The organism is Anaerohalosphaeraceae bacterium (genome assembly GCA_037479115.1).
In the GTDB taxonomy this organism is placed as follows: domain Bacteria; phylum Planctomycetota; class Phycisphaerae; order Sedimentisphaerales; family Anaerohalosphaeraceae; genus JAHDQI01.
The window spans coordinates 52,022-69,376 of record JBBFLK010000006.1 but is presented as its reverse complement, the minus strand read 5'-3'; the positions used below and the strand labels follow the sequence as shown (position 1 = coordinate 69,376).

Here is a 17,355-nt window from a genome sequence, read left to right as displayed (position 1 = left end):
CAACCCCCGTTCCTCGAGAGAAAAGGATGTCGCGAATGGATGCCTCATTGAATCAGTACCTGCGGGATGACCCGGCTCTGCTGGAAAAGCATCTGGAGAAGCTCAGCACGGAGCTCTCGGAGTGCTATGAGCAGATTATGCTGCTCTACAACCTCAGCACCCATATGACGCTGGACCAGTCCTGCTCGACCTATCTGCAGCTGGCCTGCGACCAGCTGACGCAGATTGTGCCGGTGGAGGGAATCGCCGTTTTTCTGGAGCGAAAGACCGAGACGGGCAAACAGCTGGTCCTCAGTGCCGGTTCGGGTCTTCTGTCCGTCGAACCGTCTATGGCGGATATCCTCCAGATGCATCTGACGGCGGAACTGACGGCGGGTCGAGAGGCCCTTCTGGACAGTCAGGTGGACGGTCCCTTCAAATATGTCTGGCCCCCGCGGCTTCGCAATATTCTGGCGGTGCCCGTCGGACCGGCGGACCGCATGGCCGGATTTCTGGTGGCCACCAATATTCAGAACAAGCCCGATTTTGACAGCACGGATGTAAAACTGTTCCATTCCGTCGCCAGTCAGTGTGCGGTTTTCATTGAAAACGGACGGCTGTTTAACGACCTCAAAGAGCTGTTTATCGGGTCTCTGAAGGCGCTGACTAACAGCATTGATGCCAAAGACCAGTACACGCGGGGGCACTCGGAGCGGGTGGCCCTGATTGCCCGCTGGATTGCCGAACAGCTGAAGGAAACTCAGCCTATCTCGGAGCAGGAGATTCATCATATTTATCTGGCCGGGCTTCTGCACGACATCGGCAAAATCGGCGTGGCCGAAACGGTCTTGCGCAAGCAGGGCCGACTGACGGAGGAAGAGCGGGCGGTGATTCTGGCTCATCCGAAAATCGGGGCCTCCATTCTCTCGGAGATTCCCCAGATGCGTCCGATTATTCCCGGTGTGCTGCATCATCATGAACGCTATGACGGACAGGGGTATCCAGACGGGCTTCGTGGACAGAATATTCCGCTCAGCGCCCGGATTATTGCGCTGGCGGATGCGTTTGATGCGATGACATCCCGGCGCGTGTACCGGGAGGCGATGAGCATCCGGCGGGCCCTGACCGAGGTCGAAAAAGGCAGCGGGATACAGTTTGACCCCGCTGTGGTGCAGGCGTTTCTGGGCAGCCCCGTCGAGCACCTCTGGAAAGTCATTCAGGACGGCTTTATTGAAACCTGGGATTACAGCAGCTTTGAAGAATACGGAATCAAGGCGGTGGGAGCACTCATTCGATGAAAATTGAGGTGCAGGTCCAAAACCAGATTGCGATTCTGCAGCTGCAGGGCGAGTTCACCGTCGAATCACTCAAATCATTCGAAGATGCGGTTTCCAATGCCCGCACGGCCAGTCCCCGGGGACTGCTGCTGGATATGAGCCGGGTGATTCTGATGGACAGCGCGGCGCTGGAGCAGCTGCTGACACTTCACGAGGACTGCCGGAAGCGAAACCAGCCCCTGAAGCTGGCGGGACTGGATGAAACCTGTCAGAAAATTCTGGAAATTACACGTCTGCTTTCCCGACTGGATACCTATGCGGATCTGTCGGAGGCGATGAAAAGCTTTGTGTGAGGAGGAACCGATACCGGATGGAACTCGGCACGGAAAAACGTCTTCAGCTCGGCCAGCTGCTTGTGCAGCGGGGAATTGTTACGCCGGAGCAGATTGAGCAGGCGCTTCAGCAGCAGGCCCGCACCGGCCACAGCCGGCTGCTCGGAGAGCTGCTGGTCGAGATGAATTTCTGCACCGAAAACCAGATTGCTTCGGCTCTGGCGGAAACCTACGGTTTGCCGTATGCCCAGATTACGCCCAAACTGTGCGACCCGGCTGTGGTGGAGATTCTGCCTCGGGACTTTTTGGAGGAGCATTCGGTTCTGCCTCTGTTTAAGGTGTTTGATACGCTCACGGTGGCGGTCAGCGAGCCGGCCAACGTCTTTCTGATTGAGGAAATCGAGCGGCTCAGCCAGTGCCGTGTGCAGGTTGTCTGTGCGACGGTCAAGGATATTCAGGCCACGCTGCAGACCTATATGCCTGCAGCCAACGTCTTTGTGATTGACGACATCATTGACGATACGGCGCTGCAGGATTTCTCGATGATTGAGCATCTGCCGGAGGACATTACCAATCTGGAGGAGATTGCCGGCCAGTCCCCGGTCGTCAAACTGGTCAATTATCTGATTTGCAGCGCCGTCCACGAAAATGCCAGTGATATTCACATTGAGCCGGATGAAAAAAAGGTGCGGGTTCGTTATCGCGTCGACGGTCTGCTGTATGAAAAGATGCGCCCGCCGTACCAGATGCATGCGGCGATTGTCTCCCGCATCAAAATTATGGCCGAACTGGACATTGCCCAGCGGCGGCTTCCGCAGGACGGAAGCATCCATGTTCTGATGCAGGGCCGGCCTATCGACCTGCGTGTGTCTGTCATGCCGGGCACATACGGGGAGAAAGTTGTCATCCGAATTATCGACACCCGAAAAATCCTGACCAATCTGGAGTCCCTCGGATTCAGTTATGAGAATCTGAAGGCCTTCAAAAAAATTATCAAGACGCCCAATGGGATTGTGCTGGTGACCGGCCCGACCGGCTCCGGAAAAAATACAACGCTCTATGCAGCTCTGTCTGAGCTGAACAGCGAACAGGTGAATATCTGCACGGTGGAAGACCCTGTCGAGTGCAATATTCACGGGGTCAACCAGTTTCAGGTCAACGAATTGTCCAAATTCACCTTTGCCAGCGCCCTGCGGTCTCTGCTGCGTCAGGACCCGGATATTATCATGGTCGGCGAAATTCGGGATGAAGAAACCGCCAACATCGCCGTTCAGGCGGCCCTGACGGGGCATTTGGTTCTGTCAACGCTTCACACAAATGACGCCCCGGGGGCTGTCACGCGTCTTCTGGACCTGGGCGTAGCGCCGTATCTGGTCAGTGCTTCGCTGATCGGGGTGCTGGCTCAGCGTCTTGTCCGGAAAATCTGCCCGACCTGCAAAGACCAGTACACGCCTTCGGCAGGCATTCGGCGGGCTGTGGAAAAATGGGTCGGTTCACTGCCGACATTTTACCGGGGCATTGGATGCAAGAAATGTCGGAACACCGGCTACATCGGACGAATCGCCATCCATGAGCTGTTTATCCCGAATGACCAGATTCTGGAGATGATTACGCAGGGGGCGACCCTAAAGCAACTGCGGGCGGCGGCAATTCAGAATGGAATGAAGCCGCTGCACCTGGACGGAATCGAGAAGGTGGCGGCGGGCATCACCACCATCGATGAAGTGCTGCGCGTGGCCAATGTCACGATGGAGGATTAAATCGATGCCGGTCTCCGCTCCGAAAACACTGGAACGTCCTTTGCCGAAGAAGCCGGCCCATCCGACGAAAACGGTTCGTCCGGAGCCGCACCGGCTCAATCCGGCGCTGTCCGCCGCAAGGGTCAAAGAAGCCGACCTGATTCTTTTTACCACGCAGCTGTCTGTGATGCTGGACAGCGGGGTTGTGCTCAGCGATGCGATTGAAGCCATTGCGGACCAGATGCGTCCCGGCGTATTCCGGGAAGTGGCGCAGGACCTGGCGGACCGCATTAAGAACGGCGAAAGTTTTTCCGCCGCCTTGTCGGTTTATCCGAAGATTTTCAGCACGATGTTTATCAGCATGGTCCGGGCTTCCGAGGTTTCCGGCAGGATGGCGGAGATGCTCCGGGTGCTCAGCGGGTATCTGACGGCGGATGCAGAGACCAAAAAACAGGTCAAAAGTGCGATGATTTATCCGGTTGTGATGCTGCTGATGGCTGTAGCAGCCACCGGTTCTCTGATGTTCTTTGTCCTGCCGCGGTTTACTCGAATTTATGAGGCCCGCGGCACGGCTTTGCCCAAATTAACCCAGATTCTGGTGGATTTCAGCGCCCTTTTGGGGAATCCGACCTTTTTGGCTTCGATGATGACGATGCTGATTGTCGGAGGGTTTGCGTTTTCGGCGTGGAAACAGACTCTGACGGGGCGAAAAGCGCTGGACTGGATGAAGGTGCATTTGCCCATTTTCGGCGGGATGTATATTGATACTGTCCTGACCCGCTCGATGCGGGTACTGGCGACGATGGTCAATACCGGTGTCAATCTGCTGGATGCGCTGGATGTGATGAAAACCACCTGCGGCAATTATTATTTCCAGTGCCTCTGGGAGACGGCGGACCGAAAAATCCGCGATGGCTATCAGCTGTCGGATGCCCTGATGCTCTCGCCGTACAGCGGTCTGATTGCCTCCGGGATTCTTCAGATGCTCCGGGCGGGAGAAAAATCCGGCCAGCTCGGACAGGTCTGCGACAAAATTTCCGTTTTTCTCGAAAAGAAACTTCAAAATTCCATTCGAACAGCCACCTCCCTGATTGAACCGCTGATGATTATCATTATGGGAGCGGTCATCGGAACGCTGGCGGTAGCGCTGCTGCTGCCTGTCTTCCGGATTTCCAGCGTCATTTCTCAATAATTCCGGCAGCTTCCGGCTCCGAAATATTCCGGTTTTTTGTTGGAGTTTTTGGGATTCCTGAGTAAAATCTCCTCCGAACCATTTATCGGCTTCGCAAAATGGAGGAAAAAAGGATGCAGGTGCTGGAAGCTCAGCGGCTTCGAAAGGAGTTCGGGCCTTTAGCGGCGGTTCAGGATGTTTCTTTTACCATTGAGCAGGGACAGGTGGTTGGGCTCATCGGTCCCAACGGTGCCGGAAAAACAACCCTGCTTCGACTGCTGGCTACGCTGCTGCCGCCGACCGACGGAACCGCCTCAATCATGGGGATAGACCTTCGCCGTCATCCTCTCGAAATCCGCCGGCGAATCGGTTATCTTCCCGATTTCTTTAATCTCTATCACGATTTGACCCTTTGGGAGTGTCTGGATTTTACCGCCCGCGCTTACGGCATTCCGTCTGACCAAATCCCCCGGAAAATTGATTCGGTGCTCGAATATGTCAATTTGGCGGACAAAAAACACGACCTCTGCAGGCATCTTTCCCGCGGAATGGTTCAGCGGATGGGCCTGGCGGTACTGATGGTGCACGAGCCGGAACTTTACCTTCTGGATGAACCGGCATCCGGGCTGGACCCGATTGCCCGCATCAATCTCCGGAATATCCTCAGACGGCTTGCTGATGAAAAGAAAACAATTCTGATTTCCTCTCATATTCTGCACGAGTTGTCGGAGTTCTGCACCCATATTGCGATAATGGACAAGGGACAAATCCGATACTTCGGTTCCGTTGAGCAGATTCGGGAATTGTGCCTGCCCGAGCGAATCGTTCGGGTCAGGGTGCTGGGGGACCCGCAAAAAGCCCTTGCCGCCCTTCGTGAGTTTCCGGATGCGGCGGTAAAGGACAGCTGCGATACGGTCATTCGTCTGTCTGTCCGAGGCGGTCTGGAGACGGCGGCGCAGCTGAATGCGTTTCTGGTCGGACGCGGTGTATTGGTTGCGGAGCTTACCGAAGAAAAAAAAGACCTGGAAGACTTGTTCCTGGCGATATCGGAAAAAGGAAATGTTTTTTCCTGATAAAAGGAGGAGGATATGGCCAATCCGCTGATTCGACGGTATCAGTATTCGCTGCTGCGTCCTGAACAGGGCTGGATTTACGGAGTTGTTTATGTATCCCTGGTGGGATTGATTCTGATTGTCAATCTTATGTTTTATGCCCGTCAGTCTGTTTTGATTCAGCAGGAGCCCTGGCAGCCGTTTCGGAGTCTGTTTTTCCAGTTTACGGTGTTTCAGGGCATTCTTCTTTGGGTCCTGGCCCCCTCCAACACAGGGGGTGTGATTCCGAACCTGATGCTTCAGAAGGCCTATGATTTTCTGCGTCTTCTGCCGCTGTCGGCGGTTCAGAAGATTGTTGGGATTGTTCTCGGACGCAATCTGATTGTTTTGTCGGCGGCGGCCGCCAATTTTCTCTTTTTTGCGATGTTCGGCCTTCTGGGCCGGGTTTCCTGGAGTCTGCTGCTGCAGATAACACTTCTTTTGCTTTCCGTTGGACTTTTTCTGTGTTTGCTGTCGCTGCTGCTTTCGCTGCGTTCCTCTCCCAAACGGGGCAATCCGTTCCTTCTGTTTTTGGTGTTGTTTTTTATCTTCGGCCTGCCGTTTTTCCCGGCTTTGATTTACAATACCAACAAGGCGATGGACGTTTCGTTTTATTTTTGGCGGATGCCCCTGCTGATGGCCGTCAGCGGGGTGTTGCTGTACTTTTCGGTGTGGGCTTTTCTCGGAAACCGGCGATGGCTTACCTATGAATATGAGTCCCTGTTTTCCTGGAAGGGTGCGCTGCTGTTTCAGCTGCTTTTTCTTATCCTGCTGTTCGGGTTCTTTTATCCGTATCGACAGGCCTGGCAGCATGAAAAGATTTTTATCGGGTTCTGCATAGCCGGATTGGTTCCGGTGGTTCTGCTGCCGACAGGGGCCTGCCGAACCTACGAAAAATATCTTGAATTATCGCGAGGATTTCCGACCGAGAAACTGTCGGTTTTCGAACTGCTTCGCCGTTCCAATCCGTTGCTGTCGGTCCTGATTTATCTGATTTGGCTGGGATTTTGTCTGGCGGTGTGCCGTTTGTTTGCGCTGTCAGCAGCGCCGTTCTTGCTTTTTGCCGGGGTTGTATTTACGTTTTATCTGGTGTGGCTGGGGCTGTTGGAGCTGACGGTTGTGTTTTATAAGAGCCATTCCAAAATCATTTTTTTGACAGGGTTTGTAATAGTTTTGTATCTGTTTCTGCCGTTTATCCTTTCGGGGCTTTTTGACTCGGAATACCTGTCCGTTTTCAGCCCGCTGGGCTATCTGGTGTATGTGTCTTCCCGGTATCCGTGGCAGATTCCTCTTCCGCCCGTTTTCCCGAATCTGTTTTTGTGCACAGCGCCGATTTTCCAGATTTTCGGGCGGTACAAATGGATGATGGATACCCGAAAGGCGATGGCCGGAGTTTCCTGATTTCCCACAGCCGTTATTCGAACAGACAGCGGACAATCCGTTCGGCGGCGTCTGTCCGTCCGAGTGTTTTGGCGGCAGCCGCCATTCGAGCCAGTTTCTGCGGGCTGCTCATCAGGTCCGTGAGGGTCTGGGAAAGGGCCTGTCGGGTCCTGGAGGGCTGCCGAATGTCGTCCTCGATAATGATGGCACCGCCTGCGTCGGCCAGCGGTTTGGCATTCAGAAACTGGTGCCGGTCTTTGTGATACGGATAGGGCAGGCAGACGGCCGGCACACCCGCCGTGGCATATTCCGCTATGCTGACGGCTCCGGCACGCCCTACAACCAGCGAAGAGGCCTTCAGCAGGGCGGGCATCTGATGACAGTAATCAATCGCCCGATAGAGAACAGCCGGATTGCCGGCCTGCGTACGCACCCACTGATAATGAGCCATGCCCGTCAGATGAACGACCTGCCAATCTGCAGCGAACCGCTCCAGGGAGGGAAGAATCTCCAGGACGGCCTGATTGATGCTCATCGAGCCGCTGGAGGCCCCCGTAATCAGCAGAATCTTTTTGTTCGGGTCTAAATCGTATGCTTTGTGAATATTTTCCGGCGGGGCAAAAAAGTCTTTCCGAAGCGGACAGCCGACCACATCGACCCGTTCGCTGAAGCGGCCGAAACAGTTCCGAGTTTGCTCGAATTGGACGAAAATCCGCCGGGCAAAGCGAGCCGTCAGTCGGTTGCTTTTGCCGGGTACACTGTCCACATTGATTAAAAAGATGGGGATGTGCAGAGAGCGAGCCGCCGCCGCGGCCGGTGCGCAGACAAAACCGCCCGTTCCGACAACGGCGGCTTCAGACCGCACCGGACGAAGGATTTCCTTTGTAAAATAATAACTTTTCAAAAACTGCCCAAAAAAGCGGATGGCCTGTAACGGAGATTTCGACAGTCCCACAGCAGGCAGGGGCAGGAAATTAAATCTGCTCGGGCTTAAAATTTTGGCGTCCACTTCGCGAGGGCTGCAGAAAAAAGTAATTTCCGTGTTGGGATATTGTTCCTGGATTCTTTCTGCGACGGCCAGGGCCGGATACAAATGGCCGCCTGTTCCGCCGCCGGCAAAAAAAATATGCTGAATCTGGCCGGAATTCACGGGTTTGGAAGCTCCTCGGATTCGGAAGATTGTCGGGCGATATTCAGCAAAAGTCCGGTGGCGGCCGCCGTCAGCAGCAGACTCGTTCCGCCTGCGCTGACAAACGGCAGAGGAATGCCTTTGGTCGGCAGCACCACAGTGACGACACCGATGTTCACAGCCGCCTGAATACTGATTGCAAAAACAATGCCCGCGGAAAGCAGCTTTCCGAATCGGTCCTCACATCGCAGGATGATTCGAAGACCGAAAAGAACGAAAAGGATAAACAAGAGCAGAACCCACATCGCTCCGATAAAGCCCAGTTCCTCCGAAATCACGGCAAAAATAAAGTCGGTGGTGTCTTCGGGCAAGTGGCCGTATTTGAAGACTCCGCGGCCTAAGCCGGCACCCCACAATCCCCCTGTACTGATGGCTTTCAGCGACTGCTGGGCCTGGTAAGGAAGTCCCTGTTCATCAAACAGATACGAGAAAAAACTTTTAATGCGGTTGATTCGGGTCGGCGAAATCATCACGGCGGCAAAGAAACCCGGCAAGGCCAGAACCAAGGGGGATATCAGATGCCACCAGGCGGCTCCGCCCAGCCACAGCAGCAGGAAAACAATCAGGGCGATAAAGGCGGCGGTTCCAAAGTCTTCAATAACAATCAGAAAGACGGCCAGGCCGACAATACTGCAAAGCGGAAGAAACCGTTTTGTGAAAAACCGAATTTCATCGCCGACTTTGTCCAGATAGGCGGCCGTAAACAATATCATCACCCATTTGGCCAGCTCGGACGGCTGAAAGCTCAGATACCCCGGTCCGGGCATCAGGTCCAGCCAGCGTTTGGATTGGTTTCGTTCCTGTCCAAATAAAAGCACAGCAACCAGAAGGAGAAAACTCACAATGACCAGATAAAATGTCAGGGATTTCCAGAGAGGACGCCGCAGATGAAACCACTGATAATTGACCTGTCTCATCAGCAGCAGAACGCCGACGGCCAGCGGGAAAAAAACAATTTGTTTGAACATAGGGGTCTCATAGAAATGAGCCCTTTCCAAAATAGGATTCAGCGTGGCTCCGGCAGAGTAAACAAAGACCGTTCCGGTGGCCATCAAAAGCAGAACGACGATTTCAATGCCGATATCCCCGATAGGGGAGGTCGGTTTTTCCCGCCACCCGTATATTTTCTTCGGCGGATTTTTTTTGACTGTTTTTGAAAGCATCATGCTCATTTCTTATCTTTTCGACATCAAGCCGTCTTTCCGGTTAAAAATCGCTTCCGAATGCTTTTTCAGTTTCTCCACGGGTGTTTCGGATATAGCGGCAGGGTTGACTGTCATTCAAGTCTTTTTTAGGAAATCCATGTCCATTTCCTGCGGGAAAGGCGTTGCGGTTCAAAGAAAATCGGAACTGAAAGTTCGTTTCGAAGTTTCGTATCTATTTATAAATAAATGAGATAGGGCGTTTTTTGTTTTCCGTTGTTTCTGTGTGCATTTTGGATTCATAAAATCTGAACAGTTTTTTTGTTTGTCTGTACAAAAAGAAGAAGTAAACTTTTGTCTGAATTCAGCAGTGAGGGCTCAGTGAATACGGAGCATAAAGATTATTCTGTTGTCTTGGTTGGGCCTGCAGGCATGGGCATCCAGACGGTTGAGCAGGCCCTTGTGAAAATTCTCAAATCCGCAGGATACCATATCTTTGCCACCAAAGAATATATGTCCCGTGTCCGCGGGGGGATGAATTCCACCAGTCTGCGTGTCGGGTCCGTTCCGGTTTCGGCACCGGTAGAGCGGATTGATTTGCTTTTGGCTTTAGCCCCCGGCGGAGTCAGCCATGTTTCCGAACGAATCAGTCCTACCACCATCATCCTCGGAGAAAAGGAACAGTTTGAACAGGAAATACCGGCTGGAATCCGGACCATAGATATCTCTTTTGAGCAGATTGCTTCGGCTATCGGCAATAAACTTTATTCGAATACGGTGGCCGTAGGGCTGCTGGGGGCTGTTTTTCATGTTGAAGGAGCGACACTGGAGGATTTTGTTCAGAAGCGTTTCGCCGGCAAGGAACAAAAAATCGTAGAGGAAAACAAAAAAGCCATCCGGGCCGGTTTTGAGCAGGGGCTTCGTCTGGTCCAGTCCGGTCTATTGGATATTCGTCTCCAACCCGACTCGCGTGTCAAAAACCAAATCGTCATGGAAGGTATAGAGGCCGTTGGTTTCGGGGCGTTGGCAGGGGGATGCAATTTCATCGGGGCCTATCCGATGTCGCCTTCGACGGGGCTCCTGACGTTTCTGGCCAAACATGGGAAACGATTCGGGGTTGTCGTCGAGCAGGCCGAGGATGAAATAGCGGCGATTAATATGGCTCTGGGGGCCTGGTATGCCGGAGCCAGAGGCATTGCCAGCACCTCCGGCGGCGGTTTTGCTTTAATGACGGAAGGGTTCAGTCTGGCGGGCATGCTCGAAAGCCCGCTGGTGATTCACTTGGCCCAGCGGCCCGGACCGGCGACCGGCCTGCCGACCCGAACGGAGCAGGCCGACCTTGATTTGGCCTTGTATGCCGGACACGGAGAGTTCCCGCGGGCCATTCTGGCGCCGGGCAATCTGCAGCAGGCCTTTGAGCTGACCAGACACGCCTTTGACCTGGCCGACCAATTCCAGGTGCCCGTATTCGTTCTGACAGACCAGTATCTGGCCGATACCTACTACAATACGGAGCCCTTTGACCTTTCCGATGTCCGGGTAAATCATCATTTTGTTGAAACGCAGGAAGGGTATCTCCGATTTGCTCTGACGGAATCGGGACTCTCGCCGCGCGGCATTCCGGGATTGGGCCGGGGATTGGTCGCGGTGGACAGCGATGAACACGATGAGTTCGGCCGGATTACGGAAGACCTGAATCTTCGAACCAAAATGGTTGAAAAACGCCGGAGCAAAGAGAAATTCCTGATTGAGCAGGCAATCGCTCCGATGGTGCGGCCGGCTCCGAAGAAAGAACACCTGGTTATCTGCTGGGGCTCCACGCTGCCGATTGTTCAGGAAGCCCTTGAGGTCCTCGGACGCGAGGACGTAGGGCTGGTGCATTTTCCGCAGGTATTTCCGCTGCACCCTTCCACAGCTGCGATTCTGGCTCCGGCCCGAACAAGAATCTGCTTAGAAGGCAATGCCGGCGGGCAGTTTGCCCGGCTTCTGAAAGCGTATGCGGATGTCGAAATCACCCACAGAATTCTCAAATACAACGGAGCGGCCTTTACGGTTGAAGAGGTTGTCCGACGGCTCAAGGAGATTTTGAAATAATGCTGGATGAAAAAGTATTTTATCCTGGCAAGCTGGATATTGCCTGGTGTCCCGGCTGCGGCAACTACGGGATTCTGCGCGTGCTGCAGAAGGCCCTGGCGGAACTGGATATAGACCCGCACAATCTGGTTATGGTTTCAGGGATTGGGCAGGCCGCCAAACTGCCGCATTATTTCAACTGCCATTACTTCAACGGTCTGCACGGGCGGGCGCTGCCGGCGGCGTTTGCGATTTCTGCCGTCAATCCAAATCTGACGGTGATCGCCGAAAGCGGCGACGGCGATATGTACGGCGAAGGTGGAAACCACTTTATGCACACCATCCGCCGCAATCCCAATATCACGAACATTGTTCATAACAATATGGTTTATGGGCTGACGAAAGGGCAGGCCTCCCCGACCAGTCGGCGCGGGTTTAAGACTCCGGTTCAGCCGGCCGGCGTTATCAATGAGCCTTTTAATCCGCTGGCTGTAGCCATTGCGCTGGATGCCTCATTTGTTGCCCGAACCTTTATCGGCGAGGCCGAACGCACCAAAGAAATCCTCAAACAAGCCATCCGGCATCCGGGATATGCTCTTGTCGATATCCTTCAGCCCTGTGTGACCTTCAACAAGGTCAATACCTATCAGTGGTTTAAGGAGAGTACGTATTGGCTGGAAGACCACAATCCGCTGGATCGGCGGGCGGCTTTTTCCCGGGCGATTGAAGAAAGTGAGGGAGGGAAACTTCCGCTGGGGATTTTCTATATCAATCCCAACAAGGTCCCCTATAACCAGGCCGCCGGGATTTATGAAACAGACACCCGGCCGCTTTTCCAGCGTTCTGTGGACCTGGAGAAATTGAGGGGGCTTCTCCAAAGTTACAAGGAGTAGCTTTAAGACGTTGATTGGCTGTTTTGTCAATGGAAGCGAACCCGCTTCCATTTTTTATGTAGAATATATTTAGGACAAAGTTTGGCGTGTTAATCGGAGAAACCCCGATGAAAATAGCAGTTTTCAGCAACAAACCGTATACAGAACGTTCCTTCCGGCAGGCCAATCAAGCCTTCGGCCATGAGCTGGTCTTTTTTGAAGAGCGTCTCAATGCCGAAACGGTTTCCCTGGCGGCCGGCAGCGGAGCGGTTTGTGTATTTGTCAATGATGAGCTCAATGCGGAAGTCATCAGGGCCCTTTCTGAGCTGGGAGTGCGGCTGATTGCCCTGCGCTGCGCCGGTTTCAATAATGTGGACCTGGCGGCGGCGGAAAAGTGGGGACTTTCTGTTGTTCGGGTGCCTGCCTACTCGCCTTATGCAGTGGCGGAGCATACCGTCGGGCTGATGCTGGCTCTGAATCGTCAGATTTATCGGGCGCATATGCGCGTCCGGGAGGGCAATTTTTCGCTGGAAGGGCTGCTGGGCTTTGATTTGCACGGGACAACGGCCGGAATTGTCGGCACCGGCAAAATCGGCTCTGTCGTGGCCCGTATTCTGAATGGGTTCGGGTGCATTCTGTATGCGTATGACCTTCAGCCCAATCCGGAGTGCCTCGAACTGGGGGTCCGATATGTTTCCATGGATGATATTTATCGACTGTGCCGGATTATCACGCTGCATTGCCCCCTGACTCCGCAGACGTATCATTTAATTAATGCGGAGTCCATCGCCAAAATGCAGGATGGGGTCATGCTGATTAATACCAGCCGCGGGGCACTGGTCGATACGCGAGCGGCCATCGAAGGCCTTAAAAGCGGCAAAATCGGCTATCTGGGGCTGGATGTCTATGAGGAAGAAGCAGACCTGTTTTTTGAAGACCTGTCCAATCAGATTATTCAGGACGATGTCTTTGCCCGGCTGCTGATGTTTCCGAATGTGGTTGTAACCGGACACCAGGCCTTTTTTACCCAAAACGCCCTGACAGCGATTGCGGAAACGACCCTGGAGAATGTATCGGCCTTTGAGCGGGGCGAATGTCAGAATATCGTGCTTTGTCAGAAGGTCGTCTGCCGCTGCAAAGAATCCTGAACCGGTCTTTATATCGTATGGTTGGAGACGGCTTTTCGGATTCGGTGCAGGGCTTCCTGAAGCCGGCTTTTCGGGCAGGCAAAATTCAGCCGAACGTATCCCGGACCGTCGAATTCCGCCCCATCTGAAAGCCCGACCCCGGCCTCTTCAAAAAACTCTGCAGGATTCGATAGTCCTAATCCTCGGCAGTCTATCCAAGCCAGATAGGTTGCCTGCGGGGGGATTACGGACAAGCCGGGCAGAGAGTTGATGGTTTGGCACAGCAAGTCACGATTGCTTCGGAGGTACTTGAGCAGACTGTCGAGCCATTCAGCCCCTTCCTGATAGGCGGCGATGCAGGCCGTATATCCGAATGGACCGACATGCGGGACAATTCCCCGCATCGTACGCAGGAAACGGTGCCGAAGTTCAATATTGGGAATGACGGCATAAGCACAGCCCAGTCCGGGCAGATTAAAGGTTTTGCTTGGGGATGCCAGCGTAATGGTCTGCCGGGCGATTTCTGCCGATAGGAAGGCGGTTGGGATATGCCGGCTGGTTTCATCCAGAATCAAATCCGCGTGTATCTCATCGGAACAAAGCACCAGGTTTTTGCGCAGGCACAGCTCGGCCAGTTTTTCCAATTCCGCCCGCTCCCAAACGCGTCCGACCGGATTATGCGGATGGCAGAAAAGAAGGACCCGTGTTGCCGGACTGATGGTTTGTTCCAGCTGCTCGAAATCGATTTCATATCTGTCGGGCGTTTTTCGAAGCGGACATCGGAGAAGTTTTCTGCCGGAATAGACGGGAGCCGTCAAAAAAGGCGGATAGACGGGTGTCAAAACAGCGACTTCTTTGTCGGGTTCTGCGAAAGCCCGGCAGACGACATTCAGTCCGCACACCAGCCCCGGCAGCCAGACAATCCATTCCTTCTGAATGTCCCATCCGTATCGGGTTTGGACCCATCGGCAGACGGCCTCTGCGGCCTGCGGCGGTGCGGCAGCATAGCCGAATATCCCGTGTTCAACTCGTTTCCGGAGGGCCTCCAAAACAGCCGGCGGCGAGGGAAAATCCATATCCGCCACCCACATCGGAATCACATCGTGTCCGGCATACCGGGCCCATTTGAGAGAATCCGTTCCTGCCCGTTCGGGTGTATCGTCGAACCGGAAATGCTGTTTCTGCGAAGTCAAGGTCATCCCACCGGCTGACTGGTCAGGTATTGGCGGAGACTGGTCCGTTTTCGAACTTGCCGAAAATCATCCGCCCGGCCGAGGTTTGGAGTGAACTGGTAACGGTAAAGGAAATGGTTTGGCCGATTTTGCTGTTGGCTCCTTCGACCACAACCATCGTGCCGTCATCCAGATATCCGACGCCCTGCGTGGGTTCTTCCCCAAGCCGGATGATTTTGACCCGCATCGTTTCGCCGGGCAGGGTGACGGTTTTCAAAGCGTTGGCCAGGTCGTTGATGTTGATGACGTCCACGCCCCGCAGGGTTGCCACCTTGTTCAGATTGAAATCGTTTGTAACCAGCCGGCCGTCGCAGTTTTTTGTAAAGGCAATCAGTTTTTGGTCCACGCCGGCGTTGTCTTCAATTCCCGGCGGGGGTGTATCATCAATTTTCACTTCGACAATGGTGCTGTTCTGGAGTTTGTTAAGCATATCCAGACCGCGCCGGCCGCGATTGCGCTTGATTTTTTCCGGAGAGTCCGCAATCAGCTGAAGCTCATTCAGAACAAACCGCGGCACAATCAGCGGGGCGTCAAACAGCTTGGTTTCCGCAATGTCGGCTATCCGTCCGTCGATGATGACGGAGGTATCCAGAACCAAAGGCCGCAAACCCTTGGTCTGACGAGAAAACTCAATATAGGGAATCACAAAGCGAACATCATCTTTGGTGCGTATCACCAGACTGATGGTCAGATAACAGATACACACCCCCATCAGCCAGGTGGCAATCTGGAGCGTATCGGCCTCTAATTTGAAAAAGAGCAGGTTAAGCATCTCCAGAACCCGCGACATAGCCCAGCTGATCAGCATACCGACCAGCAGTCCGAAGAAAATCCCCGCCAGGGCTGAGAGCGTTTTTTTGGGGGTCAGCCATTCGACCAGAATTGCCAGAATCATAACCACAAGGCCGATGACAAAAATCTGGATATCCTGCGGGCTTCTGGCCCTGTTGTTCAGTCCGATCAGCAGAAAAGCGGTGGCGGTAATCAGAAACAGAACTCGGATAAATAATAATAAAAGCATACAATAACCCCTTTCCATAATCAGAAGAAAGTTTGATGAAAATATCCGGAATTATTAAAGAGCTATCGGCAGTATAGCCAAAGGACTTTTCAAAAACAACAAGGCAGGTTTTTCATTCTTCGTATCGACCTAATTTATAGGACCATGAAGGCGACAGTTCAGCTCCGGAACAGGTCCAAATCCGGCCGAAAAACTGATTAAGCGGGCAGCCGAAACAGTCGATTTTTCTGTTGGATATTGAGCGGGCAAACAGCAAACGGCTTAGGAGTTCAAAATGAGTCTTGTGAAAACTCCGGTAGAGATACGAGCATTTCTTCAAAAGATTCTGGACACGCATCGCCCTTGTGCTCAGGAGCAGGGAGTCGTGTTGTCCCTGGAGATGGAGGAGAATGTCCCGAGCAGTTTTTCAACCGATGAGGCCAGACTGGGACAGGCCCTGAATGCCCTGCTTCAGCAGGCTCTGATTCGAACCCGGCAGGGGACTGTCAGGGTCCGGGTGCAAAAAGAGAATGGGCAGGTGATGATTTCTGTAATCGATACCGGATGGCGGCCTGCTCCGGAGCGTATTCAGTCCGTTCTGGACCCGAAAACCTCCGCCAGCATCTGGGGGCGGGATGAGCAGCTGTCGCAAATCGCAATGCCCCTGCGTCTAAGCGCCAAACTGATTGCTTTACTGGGCGGCCGGTTGGAGATGACGGCTTCTCAGGAAGGGCATACCTGTTTTTCCTTTGTGTTTTCAGAATCAGGTTCACAATCCCCTTCTTCATCTTCGGAAGTTCAGAGCCAGACTTCCGAAAAAGAGCCGAAAAAAGGCAACCTCGTTTCCGACACCGCCCGTGTTCTTCTGGTGGACGATGTTCAGGAAAACCGAGCCCTGCTGGAGGTGTTGCTGAAAAAAATGGGGTGCGTGTGCATGCAATGCACCAACGGTCAGGAAGCGGTGGAGCTGTGCCGGAAGGAAAAATTTGATTTGATCCTGATGGACCTTCAGATGCCGATTCTGGACGGTTTTGAGGCGATTCGTCAGATTCGTGCCGATTCGTTCAATCAGAAAACCCCCATTCTGGCGATGACGGCGTCCGGACAAAAAGGCGATGATTTAAAGGCCCTGGATGCCGGGTGCAATGACTGTTTGGGGAAACCTATCAGCCGGGAACGGCTCCAGCGGAAAGTCTGGCGGCTGCTGGCTCAGCAAAAGCAGCTGAAAGCGGCGGAAACGGGCGGAGAAATCCTCTCTTTTCTCGAGGGGGACCCGGACTATCAAAAGGCCGTAGAAACGTTTGTAGAAAATCTGCCGGCCAAGATTGAAGAAATGCGTAAGGCCTTTGAAAAGAGGGACTGGAAAGAGCTGGCCTTTAAGGCCCATGCCTTAAAGGGTTTGGGCGGTTTTGCAGGGTTTCCTGTTTTCACGGAAAAGGCCAAAGACCTGGAGGAGACGGTAAAAGCCGAAGATGTTCAGCGAATTGCCCAGCAGCTGGATGAAATGGTCCAGCTTTGCCTGCGGACCCGTTTGCAGAACAAATAAAACCTTTCTCTTTTTCTTTTTCTGAACGAAAGGGACTTGTGAAAAGTCCCTTTTTTGTGCGCTTCATTCCTCTCCTGCCAAAATGGCAGACCGGTTTGCAGCCCCCTTCTGTTTGTAAGCTTTTTATTTATAAAATCTTATGTGTTGTTTTGATTTGGGCACAGCGTTTGCTCTTTCCTTTCTGCAACCGTAAGGAAAGGAAGGG

At 53.4% G+C, this 17,355-nt stretch carries 14 protein-coding genes; 10 read left to right on the top strand and 4 right to left on the bottom strand.

What is annotated here, in order from left to right; genetic code table 11:
• Positions 1 to 35 precede the first annotated feature (35 nt).
• From WHS88_04465 to WHS88_04440, 6 genes are all read left to right on the top strand, one after another.
• Entirely contained in the window at positions 36 to 1,277 is a 1,242-nt protein-coding gene (locus WHS88_04465; protein ID MEJ5259426.1) for an HD domain-containing phosphohydrolase, read from the top strand.
• Positions 1,274 to 1,609: an STAS domain-containing protein gene (locus tag WHS88_04460; GenBank protein MEJ5259425.1), complete on the top strand. Its 336-nt coding sequence runs from the start codon at positions 1,274 to 1,276 to the stop codon at positions 1,607 to 1,609. Before WHS88_04465 ends, WHS88_04460 begins: the two co-directional genes overlap by 4 nt.
• Before the next feature lie 17 nt (positions 1,610 to 1,626).
• Entirely contained in the window at positions 1,627 to 3,348 is a 1,722-nt protein-coding gene (locus tag WHS88_04455) for an ATPase, T2SS/T4P/T4SS family (protein MEJ5259424.1), read from the top strand.
• A gap of 4 nt (positions 3,349 to 3,352) precedes the next feature.
• Positions 3,353 to 4,519: a type II secretion system F family protein gene (locus WHS88_04450; GenBank protein ID MEJ5259423.1), complete on the top strand. Its 1,167-nt coding sequence runs from the start codon at positions 3,353 to 3,355 to the stop codon at positions 4,517 to 4,519.
• A 113-nt stretch (positions 4,520 to 4,632) separates the two neighbouring features.
• Positions 4,633 to 5,571, top strand: coding sequence for an ABC transporter ATP-binding protein (locus WHS88_04445; protein ID MEJ5259422.1), 939 nt, complete (start codon positions 4,633 to 4,635; stop codon positions 5,569 to 5,571).
• A 15-nt stretch (positions 5,572 to 5,586) separates the two neighbouring features.
• Positions 5,587 to 6,990, top strand: coding sequence for a hypothetical protein (locus WHS88_04440; GenBank protein ID MEJ5259421.1), 1,404 nt, complete (start codon positions 5,587 to 5,589; stop codon positions 6,988 to 6,990).
• A gap of 13 nt (positions 6,991 to 7,003) precedes the next feature.
• Here the strand turns inward: WHS88_04440 and WHS88_04435 are convergent, their stop codons facing one another.
• Together WHS88_04435 and WHS88_04430 are read right to left on the bottom strand one after the other, a co-directional pair.
• Positions 7,004 to 8,119 (bottom strand): UDP-N-acetylglucosamine--N-acetylmuramyl-(pentapeptide) pyrophosphoryl-undecaprenol N-acetylglucosamine transferase, encoded by a 1,116-nt coding sequence (locus WHS88_04435; protein ID MEJ5259420.1) that lies wholly within the window; start codon positions 8,117 to 8,119, stop codon positions 7,004 to 7,006.
• Entirely contained in the window at positions 8,116 to 9,324 is a 1,209-nt protein-coding gene (locus tag WHS88_04430; protein ID MEJ5259419.1) for a putative peptidoglycan glycosyltransferase FtsW, read from the bottom strand. Before WHS88_04430 ends, WHS88_04435 begins: the two co-directional genes overlap by 4 nt.
• Before the next feature lie 357 nt (positions 9,325 to 9,681).
• Here WHS88_04430 and WHS88_04425 point away from each other — a divergent pair, with 357 nt between their 5' ends.
• The 3 genes from WHS88_04425 to WHS88_04415 all read left to right on the top strand — a co-directional run bounded on the left by WHS88_04425 (position 9,682) and on the right by WHS88_04415 (position 13,393).
• Positions 9,682 to 11,394 (top strand): 2-oxoacid:acceptor oxidoreductase subunit alpha, encoded by a 1,713-nt coding sequence (locus WHS88_04425; protein ID MEJ5259418.1) that lies wholly within the window; start codon positions 9,682 to 9,684, stop codon positions 11,392 to 11,394.
• A complete protein-coding gene (locus tag WHS88_04420) occupies positions 11,394 to 12,266 on the top strand; it encodes a thiamine pyrophosphate-dependent enzyme (GenBank protein ID MEJ5259417.1) in 873 nt (290 codons plus the stop codon). Before WHS88_04425 ends, WHS88_04420 begins: the two co-directional genes overlap by 1 nt.
• A gap of 107 nt (positions 12,267 to 12,373) precedes the next feature.
• Entirely contained in the window at positions 12,374 to 13,393 is a 1,020-nt protein-coding gene (locus WHS88_04415) for a 2-hydroxyacid dehydrogenase (protein ID MEJ5259416.1), read from the top strand.
• A gap of 8 nt (positions 13,394 to 13,401) precedes the next feature.
• On the opposite strand, the gene WHS88_04410 is transcribed toward WHS88_04415, so the two are convergent.
• Together WHS88_04410 and WHS88_04405 are read right to left on the bottom strand one after the other, a co-directional pair.
• On the bottom strand, positions 13,402 to 14,565 hold the full coding sequence (locus WHS88_04410) for a PatB family C-S lyase (protein MEJ5259415.1): 1,164 nt from the start codon (positions 14,563 to 14,565) through the stop codon (positions 13,402 to 13,404).
• Positions 14,566 to 14,587: 22 nt separating this feature from the next.
• Complete coding sequence (locus WHS88_04405) at positions 14,588 to 15,625, bottom strand: TRAM domain-containing protein (GenBank protein ID MEJ5259414.1); 1,038 nt, start codon at positions 15,623 to 15,625, stop codon at positions 14,588 to 14,590.
• A 274-nt stretch (positions 15,626 to 15,899) separates the two neighbouring features.
• Between WHS88_04405 and WHS88_04400 the strand changes: the two genes are divergently transcribed.
• On the top strand, positions 15,900 to 17,150 hold the full coding sequence (locus tag WHS88_04400) for a response regulator (protein ID MEJ5259413.1): 1,251 nt from the start codon (positions 15,900 to 15,902) through the stop codon (positions 17,148 to 17,150).
• The last annotated feature ends 205 nt before the right edge of the window (positions 17,151 to 17,355 follow it).